The 13,838-nt window shown below is 65.3% G+C and carries 14 protein-coding genes and 1 pseudogene; all 15 read left to right on the plus strand.

Features of this window, described 5'->3' with window-relative positions:
- Positions 1–190: 190 nt before the first annotated feature.
- The 15 genes and pseudogenes from P0R31_RS20635 to P0R31_RS20705 all read left to right on the plus strand — a co-directional run bounded on the left by P0R31_RS20635 (position 191) and on the right by P0R31_RS20705 (position 13,751).
- Positions 191–931 (plus strand): FadR/GntR family transcriptional regulator, encoded by a 741-nt coding sequence (locus tag P0R31_RS20635; protein ID WP_036000760.1) that lies wholly within the window; start codon positions 191–193, stop codon positions 929–931.
- Between the two features lie 51 nt (positions 932–982).
- Positions 983–1,885 (plus strand): annotated as a pseudogene (locus tag P0R31_RS20640) (NAD(P)-dependent oxidoreductase); the annotation flags it as partial.
- A gap of 10 nt (positions 1,886–1,895) precedes the next feature.
- Entirely contained in the window at positions 1,896–2,579 is a 684-nt protein-coding gene (locus tag P0R31_RS20645; RefSeq protein WP_036000766.1) for an amino acid ABC transporter permease, read from the plus strand.
- Between the two features lie 7 nt (positions 2,580–2,586).
- Positions 2,587–3,255: an amino acid ABC transporter permease gene (locus P0R31_RS20650; protein ID WP_275515913.1), complete on the plus strand. Its 669-nt coding sequence runs from the start codon at positions 2,587–2,589 to the stop codon at positions 3,253–3,255.
- A 1-nt stretch (position 3,256) separates the two neighbouring features.
- Positions 3,257–4,015, plus strand: a complete 759-nt coding sequence (locus P0R31_RS20655) for an amino acid ABC transporter ATP-binding protein (RefSeq protein WP_275516088.1) — start codon at positions 3,257–3,259, stop codon at positions 4,013–4,015.
- 21 nt (positions 4,016–4,036) lie between these two features.
- Positions 4,037–4,831, plus strand: a complete 795-nt coding sequence (locus P0R31_RS20660; RefSeq protein WP_036034068.1) for a transporter substrate-binding domain-containing protein — start codon at positions 4,037–4,039, stop codon at positions 4,829–4,831.
- 72 nt (positions 4,832–4,903) lie between these two features.
- Entirely contained in the window at positions 4,904–5,350 is a 447-nt protein-coding gene (gene rpiB / locus P0R31_RS20665; RefSeq protein WP_036022692.1) for a ribose 5-phosphate isomerase B, read from the plus strand.
- A 12-nt stretch (positions 5,351–5,362) separates the two neighbouring features.
- Complete coding sequence (locus P0R31_RS20670; protein ID WP_275515915.1) at positions 5,363–6,280, plus strand: ribokinase; 918 nt, start codon at positions 5,363–5,365, stop codon at positions 6,278–6,280.
- A 57-nt stretch (positions 6,281–6,337) separates the two neighbouring features.
- The gene (locus tag P0R31_RS20675; RefSeq protein ID WP_275515916.1) at positions 6,338–7,057 is read left to right on the plus strand and encodes a sulfite exporter TauE/SafE family protein; all 720 of its coding nucleotides are present in this window, start codon (positions 6,338–6,340) and stop codon (positions 7,055–7,057) included.
- Positions 7,058–7,095: 38 nt separating this feature from the next.
- Positions 7,096–7,506 (plus strand): hypothetical protein, encoded by a 411-nt coding sequence (locus P0R31_RS20680; protein WP_275515918.1) that lies wholly within the window; start codon positions 7,096–7,098, stop codon positions 7,504–7,506.
- A gap of 70 nt (positions 7,507–7,576) precedes the next feature.
- The gene (gene radA, locus P0R31_RS20685) at positions 7,577–9,022 is read left to right on the plus strand and encodes a DNA repair protein RadA (protein ID WP_157284561.1); all 1,446 of its coding nucleotides are present in this window, start codon (positions 7,577–7,579) and stop codon (positions 9,020–9,022) included.
- A 167-nt stretch (positions 9,023–9,189) separates the two neighbouring features.
- Positions 9,190–9,819: a CvpA family protein gene (locus P0R31_RS20690; RefSeq protein WP_036000794.1), complete on the plus strand. Its 630-nt coding sequence runs from the start codon at positions 9,190–9,192 to the stop codon at positions 9,817–9,819.
- Between the two features lie 28 nt (positions 9,820–9,847).
- Positions 9,848–11,371, plus strand: coding sequence for an amidophosphoribosyltransferase (purF, locus tag P0R31_RS20695; protein WP_157284560.1), 1,524 nt, complete (start codon positions 9,848–9,850; stop codon positions 11,369–11,371).
- 139 nt (positions 11,372–11,510) lie between these two features.
- Entirely contained in the window at positions 11,511–12,251 is a 741-nt protein-coding gene (locus tag P0R31_RS20700) for an SDR family NAD(P)-dependent oxidoreductase (protein ID WP_275515919.1), read from the plus strand.
- Positions 12,252–12,527: 276 nt separating this feature from the next.
- Entirely contained in the window at positions 12,528–13,751 is a 1,224-nt protein-coding gene (locus P0R31_RS20705; protein WP_157284558.1) for an ABC transporter substrate-binding protein, read from the plus strand.
- Positions 13,752–13,838: the final 87 nt, after the last annotated feature.

The raw sequence follows: 13,838 nt of genomic DNA on the forward strand, positions 1-13,838 counted from the left end.
GTCGGAACGTTCAAGGCTGAGCCGTCTCAGACGAAAGATGGCAACCGAGCCGGCGGCGACGCCATGAAGCCTCATCATTGCAATGCCCCGCGATAGAGCTCGACCCGCTGATCCCTCGGAGGGAAGCCTCTTGACCTCCGCGCCCTGGTAAGCATACTGGTCTGACCACGATCAGACCAAAGAGACGGGGATGGAGTTCAAGCGAGCCGCCGACGGCGAAAAGGGGTTCGAGAAGGTGTTTGCCTTCCTGCGCGAGCGCCTGCTTACGGGCTCGCTCAGGCCGGGCGACCGCCTGATTTCGGAGCGCGAGCTCGCCACCCTTCTCGGCGTCAGCCGGCCAATCGTCCGCGAGGCGCTGCGCGCCCTCACCGTCCTTGGGATCGTCGAGATCCGCGACCGCATCGGCACCGTCGTGACGCGGCCAGATGTCTCGGTGCTGAACGACTTCTTCACCTTCGCCCTCGCCCAGCAGGCCGACATGCTCGAGGACGTCATGCAGGCGCGCGTCGCGATCGAATGCCAGGCGATCCGGCTCGCCTGCGAGCGCGCCAACATCGCCGATTTCGAACGGCTGCAGCGCGCGCTGACGAAGATCGGCGAGACCATCGACGAAGCCGATGCCGGCGGCATGGCCGATTTCGACTTCCACCGCGCGATCGTCGTCGCCTCGCATTCGGAGACGCTGAGCGTGCTGCACGCCTCCATGGCGGGCCTGTTGACACATTCGCATCGCAGCCGCCGCGAGCTGGTGCAGGCCTTCCCGTCGATGAAGACCTACCTTGTCGACGATCACCGCCGCATCTTCGAAGCCCTCATTGCGCGCGATCCCGAGCGCGCGGATGCGACGCTGCGCAAGCATTTCGCCATCGGCGACGAATACCGCAGACGCGCCGTCGTCGGCGACATCGACAAGACCAGTGCCTCGGGCTGATCGCGCACAGCCCTTCAATCAAGACGCCAATTAAACAAGAAACGGACTGACGACATGGGACGGAACGACAAGGGCAAGGTCGGCTTCATCGGCATCGGCACGATGGGCCGGGAGATGGTGCGCAACCTGCAGGCGGCGGGCCACGCGGTCCGCGTCTTCGATCTGAACGAAGCCGCGCTGGCCGACAGCGTCAAGGAAGGCGCGACACGTGCCAAAAGTCCTGCCGATGCCGCGCAAGGGACCGATATCGTCATCACCATGCTGCCCGACACGCCCCATGTCGAGGCGACGATCTACGGCGAGCAGGGCCTGCTGACTTCCCCGCCGCCGGGCAAGCTGATCGTCGACATGAGCACGATCTCGCCGGTTGCCGTCCGCCGCATCCATTCGGACCTGCAGAAGACAGGCGTCGGCTTCATCGACGCGCCGGTCTCCGGCGGGCCGGTGGGCGCCAGGAACGCCGCGCTCTCGATCATGGCCGGCGGCGATGCGGACACGTTCGCCAAGGCCGAGCCGTTCTTCCGCGCGATGGGCACGACCATCACCCATGTCGGCGCATCCGGCGCCGGCCAGACCGTCAAGCTCTGCAATCAGCTGATCTGCGGCATCAACATCCAGGCGATCTGCGAGGCGCTCGCGCTCGGCCGCGCTTCGGGCCTCGATCTCAACCTGCTGCGCCGGGTGCTGCTCGGCGGCTCCGCCGCTTCCTGGATGCTGGACAAGCTCGGCCCCGCGATGATCGCCGGCGACGTCTCCGCGGGCTTCCGGATCGATCTGCAGCTCAAAGACCTTCGCCTGGTGCAGGAGCACGCACAGGCCCTGAACGTGCCCCTGCCCGGCACCGCGCTCGTCACCAGCCAATATGTCGATGCGCGCGCCCATGGCGAAGGCAGCAACGGCAACCAGGCGCTGTTCCGCGTCTATGACCGCATGACCAACCAGACCACCGGCTGACCCTGGAACGATGAGCCTCCAACTCGACTTTCCCGCAGTGCTGGAGCGTTGGCCGAGCTTTCTGGCCGGCGCCGTCCTCACGCTTGAGTTGGCATTCTTCGCGACCGTGCTGGGCGCTTTGCTCGGCACGCTCGCGGCGGTCGGACGCGGCACGCACAATTCGCTGATCGCAGGTGCCTGCAAAGTCTATGTCGAGACCATCCGTAACACCCCCCTGCTGGTGCAGATCTTCCTGGTCTATTTCGGCCTCGCCAGCCTCGGCCTGAAATACTCCGCCTTCACGGTGGCGGTGGCGGCGCTGACCATCAATGTCGGCGCCTATACCGCTGAGATCATGCGGGCCGGCTTCGAGGCGATCCCGCGCGGGCAGATCGAGGCCGCCGAGGGGCTGGCGCTGTCGCGCTTCCAGATCTACTGGCACATCATCCTGCTGCCGGCGGTCGAGAAGGTCTATCCGGCGCTCACCAGCCAGTTCGTGCTCCTGATGCTGGCCTCCTCGGTCTGCTCGCAAATCTCGGCCGAGGAGCTCACCGCGGTCGCCAACTACATCCAGTCGGACACCTATCGCGCGTTCGAGACCTACATCATCGTCGCCGTGCTCTACGTCATCCTGTCGCTGGTGATGCGTGCAGGCTTCTGGGGCCTCGGCCTCCTCCTGTTTCCGCGCCGGCGCCGGCTCGGCACGCCGTTGTGAGATGACCATGGGCGGACATCTCAACATCAATCACCTGATGTTCCTCGGCCAGGGCGCGCTGTGGACCATTGGTCTGTCGCTGATCGCGCTGATCGGCGGCGGCATCGTCGGCTTCGTGATCGCACTGGCGCGCATCTCGCCGCTGAAATCGGTGCGGCTCGCCGGCGCGATCTATGTCCAGTTGATCCAGGGCACGCCGCTGCTCGTCATCCTGTTCCTCGGCTATTTCGGTCTTGCCGCGATCGGCCTGAAGGTCTCGCCGCTGGTCGCGGCCGGCGCCTCGCTGACGCTCTACGTCGCGGCCTATCTCGGTGAGATCTGGCGCGGCTGCATCGAGTCTGTGCCGAAGCCGCAATGGGAAGCCGCCGAAGGCCTGGCGCTGAGCCGCACCCAGCGCATGGTCAAGGTGATCCTGCCGCAGGCGGTCCGCATCGCGACGCCGCCGACCGTCGGCTTCATGGTGCAGATCATCAAGAACACCTCGCTCGCGTCCGTGGTCGGCTTCGTCGAGCTGATGCGCTCGGGCCAGATCGTCAACAACTCGCTGTTCGAACCGTTCGCCATCTACGCCATCATCGCCGCCACCTACTTCGCCATGTGCTATCCGCTGTCGCTGTTCAGCCAGAGGCTGGAACGGCGGATGGGGCGTGGCCGGTCCAACCTCGCGCCAGCCTGACATGCAGCAGAACTCCTCCTCCTCCGAACCGATCGTGTCGCTCCACAACGTGCAGAAGAGCTTTGGCGCGCTCCGCGTGCTCGACGGCGTCTCCTTTGCCGTTGCACGTGGCGAGGTGCTCGCCCTGATCGGCCGCTCCGGCTCCGGCAAGAGCACGGCGCTGCGCTGCATCGACCGCTTCGAGAAGGTCGACGGCGGCGAGATCGTGGTCTGCGGACATCGCGTCGACCGTCCCGACGTGAACTTGCGTGCGCTACGCCAGGACGTCGGCATCGTGTTCCAGAGCTACAATCTGTTTCCGCACCTCACCATCGAGCAGAACATCACGCTCGCGCCCTGCGCGGTGAAGGGCATGGCGACGTCGCAGGCCAAGGATCTCGCACGAAAAGTTCTGGTGCAGGTCGGGCTGGAGGAGAAGCTGCACGCCTATCCCGAGCAGCTCTCGGGCGGCCAGCAGCAGCGCGCCGCAATCGCCCGCTCGCTCGCCATGCAGCCGAAGGTGATGCTGTTCGACGAGGTCACCTCCGCGCTCGATCCCGAGCTCACCGGCGAAGTGCTGAAGGTGATCGAACAGCTCGCGGCTGACGGCATGACCATGGTGATGGTTACCCACGAAATGGGCTTCGCAAAGGGCATCGCCGACCGGATCGTGTTCATGCATCGAGGCAAGGTCCACGAGACCGGACCTGCCTCGATCCTGACGTCGCCGACCACGCCCGAACTCACGCAATTCGTGGGGACGGGGAACCTAAAATCATAACAGGGAGAGGAGAACCAAGGGATGACCAACAGAATGGTGCTGGGGACTGCCGCCGCGTTGTGCGGCCTCATCATGATGGCGGCAACGCCCGCGTCGGCCGATCTGCTCGACGACATCATGAAGGCGAAGAAGATCCGCATATCGACCGACCTCGCCATCCCGCCCTCGGGCATGATGGATTCCACCATGAAGCCGACGGGATCCGATGTCGAAGTGGCGCAGATGCTCGCCAAGGATTGGGGCCTCGAGCTGGAATTCATCCAGACCACCGGTGCGACCCGCATCCCGAACGTCCTGACCGGCAAGGCCGACATCATCATCTCGACCCTGTCGGTGACGGCCGAGCGTGCCAAGGTGATCGACTTCACCAAGCGCTATGCGACGCTGCAATCCGACGTCGGCTGCCTGAAATCGTCGACCGTGAAGGACTGGCCGGACCTGAAGGACAAGTCGATCGGCGTCTCGCGCGGCACCACGCAGGACACAACCTTGTCCAACATGAAGGACAAGGACCTCAAGATCGCGCGCTATGACGACGATGCCACCATGGTGACGGCGGCGGTGTCGGGCCAGGTCGACTGCGTCGGCTCGTCCGCGACAATCATCAACCAGATCGGCGTGAAGAATCCCTCGCGCGTGTTCGAGTCGCGGATTCCGCTGGCGACCTTCGACCTCGCGATCGGCTTAAAGAAGGGCGAGCAGCCTTTGATGGACAAGCTCAACGCCTGGATCACCGAGAACGTCAAGAACGGCAAGCTCAATGCCATCTACAAGAAGTTCCACGGGGTTGATTTGCCGGCGGACATGCGCAGCTGAACCACGGGGAAAGACATCGTGACAGCCGCGCGCGGCTGTCACGGTCAATGCAAAGATCAAGAAGGACAAAGAATGCGTCTCGTCATCGGATCCGACCACGCCGGCTGGCCGCTCAAACAGACCGTCATCGACCACATCCGCAAGCTCGGCCACGAGGTCATCGACGTCGGCTCCTATGACGACAAGCCGGTGGATTTCCCCGACATCGCCCGCGCCGTGGCGGCGAAGGTGACGTCGGGCGAAGCCGCGCGCGGCATCATGGTGTGCGGCACCGGCGTCGGCGCCTCGATCGCCGCCAACAAGATGAAGGGCATCCGCGCCGCGGTCTGCCACGACGTCCACTCCGCGCATCAGAGCGTCGAGCATGACGACGTCAACGTCATGTGCATCGGCGCGCAGATCGTCGGCGCCTGGCTCGCTGTCGATCTCGTGTCGTCGTACCTGTCCGCCGAATTCTCCACCGACGAGGATTTCCGCCGCCGCGTCGAGAAGCTGCGCGTCATGGACGAGGAAGGCTGAGGGCCCTCCGCCATGATCCTGGTGTTCGGATCGCTCAACATCGATCTGGTCGCGCAGGTCCCGGTGATTCCAGGTCCCGGCCGAACGGTGCTGGCGCCGTCCTACCGGACGCATTTCGGCGGCAAGGGTGCCAATCAGGCCGTTGCCGCCGCGCGGATCGCCGGGCCTGGACGCGTGAGCATGGCCGGCCGCGTCGGCCGGGACGGATTTGGCGACAGCGCGATCGAGAACCTCAGAGCCAACGGCGTCGACGCCGACCGCGTCATCAGAGCCGACGAGCCGACCGGATGTGCCTTCATCACCGTCGATCAGGCCGGCGAGAACGCAATCACGGTGGCGAGCGGCGCCAACATGACGGCGCGTGCCGGCGATCTTGCGAGCGAGCTGTTCAATTTCAACACCGTGCTAGTGCTTCAGATGGAGGTGCCCTTTGCGCACGCGCTGGAAGCTGCCCGAAGAACCGCCGCAGCCTCCGGCACCGTCATCTGGAACCTTGCACCCGTTCCGGAGCAGATGACGCGTGAGATGGTCACGGAGCTTCTCGCCGTCACCGACTATCTCCTCGTCAACGAGCACGAGGCGCGCGACACCGCCACCGCCATCGGCCTGGCGTCCGCCGACCACGAAGCCGCAAGCGCCGGACTCGCGAAGTCCGGCAACCTCACCTGCATTGTCACCGCCGGCGCACAAGGCGCGCTCGCCGTGACGGCGGAAGGCACCCGCCTGCGGGCGCCCGCCCCGCGCATCACGCCGGTGGACACGACCGGCGCCGGCGACACCTTCGTCGGCGCCTTTGCGGCGATGATCAGCGAAGGAATGTCGCTGCAACGCGCGCTCGAAGTGAGTTGCGAAGCGGCGGCTTTGAAATGCCTCGAGGCCGGCGCCCAGACCGGCATGCCCATGCGCAGCGCGATGGGCTCCCTCGCGTAGGACTGATCGCCCGCATCGCTGCCCGCGGCTAAACTCTCCCGATTCCTGGAGGCTGTTTTGGCCTTTCTCTTCGTCCTCATTGTCGGCCTGATCGCCGGCACCATTTCCGGCATCGTCGGCACCGGCTCATCGATCATGCTGATGCCGGTGCTGGTCTATGCCTATGGGCCGAAAGAGGCCGTGCCGATCATGGCGGTGGCCTCCGTGATGGCGAACTTCTCCCGGATCCTGGCCTGGTGGCGCGAGGTCGATTGGCGGGCCTGTGCGGCCTATTCGGCGACGGGCATTCCGGCGGCGGCGCTCGGCGCGCGGACCTTACTGGCGCTGCCCGCGCATGCCGTCGATCTCACCATCGGCCTGTTCCTGATCGCGATGGTGCCGGCGCGGCACTGGTTGGCGCGGCATGACCTGAAGGCCGATCTCTGGCACCTCGCCGCCGGCGGCGCCATCATCGGGTACCTCACCGGCATCGTGGTCTCGACCGGCCCGCTCAGCGTGCCGCTGTTCCTGTTCTACGGCTTGTCCAGGGGCGCCTTCCTCGCCACCGAGGCGGCCTCCTCGCTCGGGCTCTATTTCGCGAAGTCGGTGACCTTCGAGCGGTTCGGCGCGCTGACCGGAGAGGTCTTCATCAAGGGCCTGATCGCGGGCTCATCGCTGATGCTTGGCGCCTTCATCGCCAAGCGCTTCGTGCTGCACCTGAGGCCGGAGCAGTTTCGGCTGCTGATGGACGGCATCATGCTGGCGGCAGGCTTGACGATGTTGTTGAACGCATTCTGACCTCGAAGAGACATACCGCCGAGCAAAAGGTCCAATGCATGCGCACCGTTTCCCTGATCGCCGCCGCCGGCATCGCGCTCCTGGCCACGCAGCCGGCATTCGCCGCGCAGCCGTTCGACGGCCTGTGGGCCTCGACGAAGAAGGATTGCCGCGACAAGGACGGCCCCGACAGCAAAACGATGATCGACCTCGACAACGTCATCAAGGGCAAGCCGGCCCCGCTGGTCGACCGCTACGAGAACCATTGCCGCATCGACCGCAAGACGCCGGCCGGCGATGGCCTTGTGCTGTCCGCCACCTGCTTCGAGTTCTGGGACGACTACAACAAGGGCGTGAACGGCCAAAAGACGACGATCAAACTGGCCCCCGGCGCGAACGGCACGATCAGGATCGACGGGAAGCCATACGTATTCTGCAAGCACAAGGATGAACTGCCGAGAGCGCGGTAGCGCGGAACACTTCGCACCCCCATCTGTGATCGTGCTAAGCATCCCGAACGGAGCAACGACTCGACATTCGATGGCAAAATCAACCCTCTCCTTCGTCTGCCAGAACTGCGGCGCGGCGTATAACCGCTGGCAGGGCAAGTGCGAGTCCTGCGGCGAGTGGAATACGCTCGCCGAAGAGGACACCAGCGGCAGCGTGCCGGTGTCGATCCGCTCCAAGCGCAAGGGAAGGACGTTCGCGCTGGAGAGTCTTGCGGGCAGGAGCCCGGATGCGCCGCGCCTGTCCTCGGGGATGACCGAGCTCGACCGCGTCACTGGCGGCGGCTTCGTGCGCGGCTCGGTGCTGCTGGTCGGCGGCGATCCCGGCATCGGCAAGTCGACGCTGCTGACGCAGGCGACCAGCCTGCTCGCGCGCGCCGGCCACCGCGTCGTCTACATCTCCGGCGAAGAGGCGGTCGCCCAGGTGCGCCTGCGCGCCGAGCGGCTCGGGCTGTCGGACGCGCCGGTGCAGCTCGCGGCCGAAACCTCGGTCGAGGACATCGTCTCGACGCTGTCGGAGGGCGCGGTGCCCCGGCTGATCGTGATCGACTCGATCCAGACCATGTGGACCGACACGGTGGAATCGGCGCCCGGCACGGTGACGCAGGTGCGCGCCTCGGCGCAGGCGCTGATCCGCTTCGCCAAGAAGACCGGGGCCGCCATTATCCTGGTCGGCCACGTCACCAAGGACGGCCAGATCGCCGGCCCCCGCGTGGTCGAGCATATGGTCGACGCGGTGATGTCGTTCGAGGGCGAAGGCTCGCAGCAATTCCGCATCCTGCGCGCCGTGAAGAACCGCTTCGGGCCGACCGACGAGATCGGCGTGTTCGAGATGACGGGCCTCGGCCTGCGCGAGGTCACCAACCCCTCCGAGCTGTTCCTGTCGGAGCGCGATCTCGGCACGCCCGGCACTGCGGTCTTTGCCGGCATCGAGGGCACGAGGCCCGTGCTGGTCGAATTGCAGGCACTGGTGGCCCCGACCTCGCTCGGCACCCCGCGCCGGGCCGTGGTCGGCTGGGATCCGAGCCGGCTCTCAATGGTGCTGGCGGTGCTGGAGGCCCATTGCGGGGTCAAGCTGTCCGGCCACGACGTCTATCTGAACGTTGCCGGCGGCCTGCGCATCCACGAGCCGGCGGCGGACCTCGCCGCCGCCGCAGCCTTGGTGTCATCGCTGGTTAATGCGCAGTTACCCACCGATGCCGTCTATTTCGGCGAAATCTCGTTGTCGGGCGTGGTGCGGCCGGTGGCGCAGACCCCGGCCCGGCTCAAGGAGGCGGCAAAGCTCGGCTTCCAGCGCGCCGTGCTGCCCGAATCGGCGCGCGGCGATGCCGGCGGCGATGCCGGACTGTCCCTGAACGCGGTGAACAGCCTGACGACATTGGTGGCCGAGATCGCAGCCAGGGGCTCCCGTCGGGGCGAATCCAGTGCACAGCCAGAGAAAAATGCCACACCGGCCAGATTCCGCCGTGGAGAGGGTTAGGTGGAGGTGACGCCGGAGGCCTCCGCCGCTATACAGCCGTCACAAAAGCAGCATGGGATTGCGTGGTTGCGGCCTTGCCGGGAACGCCGTCTGCCCTTCTTTTAGGGCAGCGGCCAAGCACCGATTCGCTAGAGCACCTTTGAAGTACGAGCGGACCAGACCAGCCGATGCCAGTAACCATCCTCGACCTGATCCTGCTCGGTGTGATGCTGATCTCGGGCCTGCTCGCGATGGTTCGCGGCTTCATGCGCGAAATCCTGTCGATCGCGGCCTGGGGCGCCGCGGCGATCGTGACGCTGTACTCGTTCTCGAAGCTGCTGCCGACCGCCAAGACCTATTTCAACAACGACACGGTCGCGAGCGTCGTCGTGGTGGCCGGCGTGTTCATCGGCACCTTGGTCGTGGTCTCCGTCATCACGGTCCGGATCTCCGACATGATCCTGGATTCGCGGATCGGCGCGCTGGATCGGACCCTCGGCTTCCTGTTTGGGCTGGCTCGCGGGCTTTTGATCGTCGTGGTCGCGTTCCTGTTCTTCACCTGGCTGGTGCCGGACAAGCAGCGTCCGGATTGGGTCAGCGGGGCCAAGTCCCGCGTGGTGCTGCAGGGAACCGGGGATTGGCTGATGGCCCTCTTGCCTGACGACCCCGAGAACACCATCTTGAAGAGATTCAAGAAAAACAAACCAGATGATGATCAAGCTGAATCCGAGCAGCAGCCTTCGGGCAGTGGCGACGGGTACAGTAAGTCGGCTCGTGACGGCATGAAAAAGCTGATCGAGAAACCTGCGGCGCGTTGATAGGCCCCAAAAGAGAGGCGAGAACGAGATGCGACACCCTGACCAGGACGCCCTGCTTGATCTCGATCCAAACGCCGGTCCAGGTCCGGCCGCGCTCGAGCTCCAGGACGATCTGGAAGGCGATACGCTTCGCGAGGAATGCGGCGTCTTCGGCATCTACGGCCACCCTGATGCAGCCGCCATCACCGCGCTCGGCCTTCACGCGCTCCAGCACCGCGGCCAGGAGGCCGCCGGCATCGTCTCCTATGACGGCAGCCGCTTCCACTCCGAACGCCGCCTCGGCCTCGTCGGCGACACCTTCTCCCGCCGCGAGGTGATCGACCGCCTGCCCGGCAGTGTGGCGGTTGGCCATGTCCGCTACGCCACGACCGGCGCCACCATCCTGCGCAACGTGCAGCCGCTGTTCGCCGAGCTCAATGCCGGCGGTCTCGCGGTCGCTCACAACGGCAACCTCTCCAACGGCCTGACGTTGCGCCGCGAGCTCGTCAAGAACGGCGCCATGATGCAATCGACCTCCGACACCGAGGTGATCCTGCACCTGGTGGCCCGCTCCAAGCGCGTCCGCTTTATCGAGCGCTACATCGACGCGCTGCGCGAGATCGAGGGCGCCTATGCGCTGGTTTCGCTGACCAACAAGAAGCTGGTCGGCGCGCGCGATCCGCGCGGCATCCGCCCGCTGGTGCTCGGCGAGCTCGACGGCTGTCCGATCCTGACTTCCGAGACCTGCGCGCTTGACATCATCGGCGCCCGCTTCGTGCGCGACATCGAGCCCGGCGAAGTCATCGTGTTCGACGAGAACGGCCAGGACATCCACAAGCCGTTCCCGCCGATGGCGCCGCGCCCCTGCATCTTCGAATACATCTACTTCTCGCGGCCGGATTCCATCGTGCACGGCCGCTCGGTCTACGAGGTGCGCAAGAATTTCGGCGCGCAGCTAGCGCGCGAGAGCCACGTGCCGGTCGACGTCGTGGTGCCGGTGCCGGATTCCGGCGTGCCCGCCGCGGTCGGCTACAGCCAGTATTCCGGAGTGCCGTTCGAGCTCGGAATCATCCGTAACCATTATGTCGGCCGCACCTTCATCCAGCCGACGCAGGCGATCCGCGAATCCGGCGTGCGCATGAAGCACTCGGCCAACCGCGCCGCGATCGAAGGCAAGCGCATCATCCTGATCGACGACTCCCTGGTGCGCGGCACCACCTCCAAGAAGATCGTGCGCATGATGCGCGATGCCGGTGCCAAGGAAGTGCACTTCCGCCTCGCTTCGCCCCCGATCCTCTATCCCGATTATTACGGCATCGACCTGCCCGACCGTGGCGGCCTCCTGGCGGCGACGCATTCGCTGGAGGAGATGCGCGAGCTCATCGGCGCCGACTCGCTCGCCTTCCTGTCGATCGACGGCATGTACCGCGCCATGGGGGAGCCAGGCCGCGACCCCGCCAATCCGAAGTTTGCGGATCACTGCTTCACCGGCGTCTATCCGACCCACCTCACTGACCAGACCCAAACCGAGCCGCAGCCGCGGCAATTGTCGCTGCTGGCGGAGGCGAGCTGACCAAGGATCGTCCCCGAGGGCTCATCGGAGACTTCTTTTCGTCACGGCCGGGCTTGTCCCGGCCATCTTCGTCTGTAATACCCGCCGCAAAGAACGTGGATGCCCGGGACGAGCCCCGGGCATGACGGAAGTATCGACGATGATCAAACCTCTCGCCAACCGCATCGCTCTCGTCACCGGCGCCTCGCGCGGCATCGGCTATGCCACCGCAATCGCGCTGGCCAAGGCCGGCGCGCATATCGTGGCGACGGCGCGTACGCAAGGAGGGCTGGAAGAGCTCGACGACGAGATCCGCAAAGACGGCGGCAGCGCCACCCTGGTGCCGCTCAACCTCACCGATTCCGATGGCATCGCGCGTCTCGGCGCCGGCCTGCACGAGCGCTATGGCAAGCTCGACATCCTGGTCGGCAATGCCGGCGTGCTCGGCCCCTCCTCGCCGATCGGCCATATTGAGCTGAAGACCTTCAACGACGTGATGGCGGTGAACGTCTCCGCGAACTTCCAGCTGATCCGCTGCATGGAACCGCTGCTCAGGCAATCCGATGCCGGCCGCGCCGTGTTCATCACCTCGGGTGCCGCCAACAAGGCCACCGCTTACGTCAGCCCCTACGCCGCGTCCAAGGCCGCACTGGAGACGCTGGCGCGTGCCTGGGCGCAGGAAACCGCGAACACCAAGCTGCGCGTCAATCTGTTCAATCCGGGCCCGGTGCGCACCCGCATGCGCGCCACCCTGATGCCCGGCGAGGATCCGGCGACGCTCGACACGCCCGAGCAGGTCGCAGAATTCATCGTGCCGCTGTGCACGCCCGACTGGACCGAGACCGGCAAATTCTACGATTACAAGACCCGCACCCTGATGAGCTTCCGCGCGCCGGCCTGATTGCCCTCCGACGCCTTGGACGTCATGCCGGCGGTAATGACCGTACCGCCGAGCTCGATACCGGAAAGCGCATTTAGAAATTCAAGCCGACATCGAACGCACTGAAAATAGCGTCTCAACGCATTTTGCCCAAAAGTTAACCGATGGATGACGCTACGACGCAGCGTCATCCGGCTTTAGGTGCATTGCCGTCGGCCATGGGACACGGTAGAGCGTCAATTGGAACAAGGCTCCCGAAGAGAGCCGTCCGCATATTTGACAATGGAGGAAGCCTTTATGACGATGCCCGCACGCCGCGCCGCGGCTCTTCTGGCCTGTGCCGCTTTCGGCTTTGCCACATCCGCATTCGCGCAAGACAAGACCATCAAGATCGGCGTGCTCAACGACATGTCGAGCCTCTATGCCGACATCGGCGGCCCCAACTCGGTGGCGGCAGTGAAGATGGCGGTCGAGGATTCCGGCCTGAAGGCCAAGGGCTGGACCATCGAGGTGCTCTCCGGCGATCACCAGAACAAGCCCGACATCGGCGTCAACATCGCCCGGCAATGGATCGATTCCGACAAGGTCGACGCCATCGCCGACACGCCGAGCTCCGGCGTCGCGCTCGCGGTCAGCAACCTCGTCAAGGAAAAGAACGCGGTGCTGCTCAATTCGGGCGCCGCGACCGCCGACCTCACCGGCAAGGCCTGCACGCCCAACACCGTGTCCTTCACCTACGACACCTACATGCTCGCCAACGGCACCGGCAAGGCGCTGACCAAGGCGGGCGGCGACAGCTGGTTCTTCCTCACCGCGGATTATGCCTTCGGCCATGCGCTGGAGCGTGACACCGGCGCGGTCGTCACCGCGACCGGCGGCAAGGTGCTCGGCGGCGTCAAGCACCCGCTCAACACGGCGGACTTCTCCTCGTTCCTGCTGCAGGCGCAGTCCTCCAAGGCCAAGATCATCGGCCTTGCCAATGCGGGCGGCGACACCACCAACGCGATCAAGCAGGCCGCCGAGTTCGGCATCGTCCAGGGCGGCCAGAAGCTCGCCGCGCTGCTGCTGTTCATCAACGACGTGCACTCGCTCGGCCTGAAGACCGCGCAGGGCCTGACCTTCACCGAGTCGTTCTACTGGGACCTCAACGACCAGACCCGCGAATGGTCGAAGCGTTTCCAGAAGGTCTCGCCCAAGGGCTCGATGCCCTCGATGACGGTTGCGGGCCTCTACGCCGAGATCCTGCATTACCTGAAGGCGATGGAAGCGCTCGGCAGCAATCCGCGTGACGGCGCCAAGGTCGTCGCCAAGATGAAGGAGCTGCCGACCGACGATCCGCTGTTCGGCAAGGGCCCGCTGCGCCAGGACGGACGCCGCCTCATCCCCGCCTATCTGTTCGAGGTGAAGAAGCCCGAGGAGTCGAAGGGACCGTGGGATTATTACAAGCTGGTCGCCACCATCGCGCCGGAAGATGCGGCCAAGCCGCTCAAGGACAGCGACTGCCCGCTGGTGAAGAAGTGACCGCGTAGCGGTCGTACAAATAGTGTTGACGACGTCATGCCCGGGCTTGTCCCGGGCATCCACGTTTGGCCAACGAGAAAGAACGTG

Source organism: Bradyrhizobium yuanmingense, assembly GCF_029167105.1.
Classification (GTDB): domain Bacteria; phylum Pseudomonadota; class Alphaproteobacteria; order Rhizobiales; family Xanthobacteraceae; genus Bradyrhizobium; species Bradyrhizobium yuanmingense_A.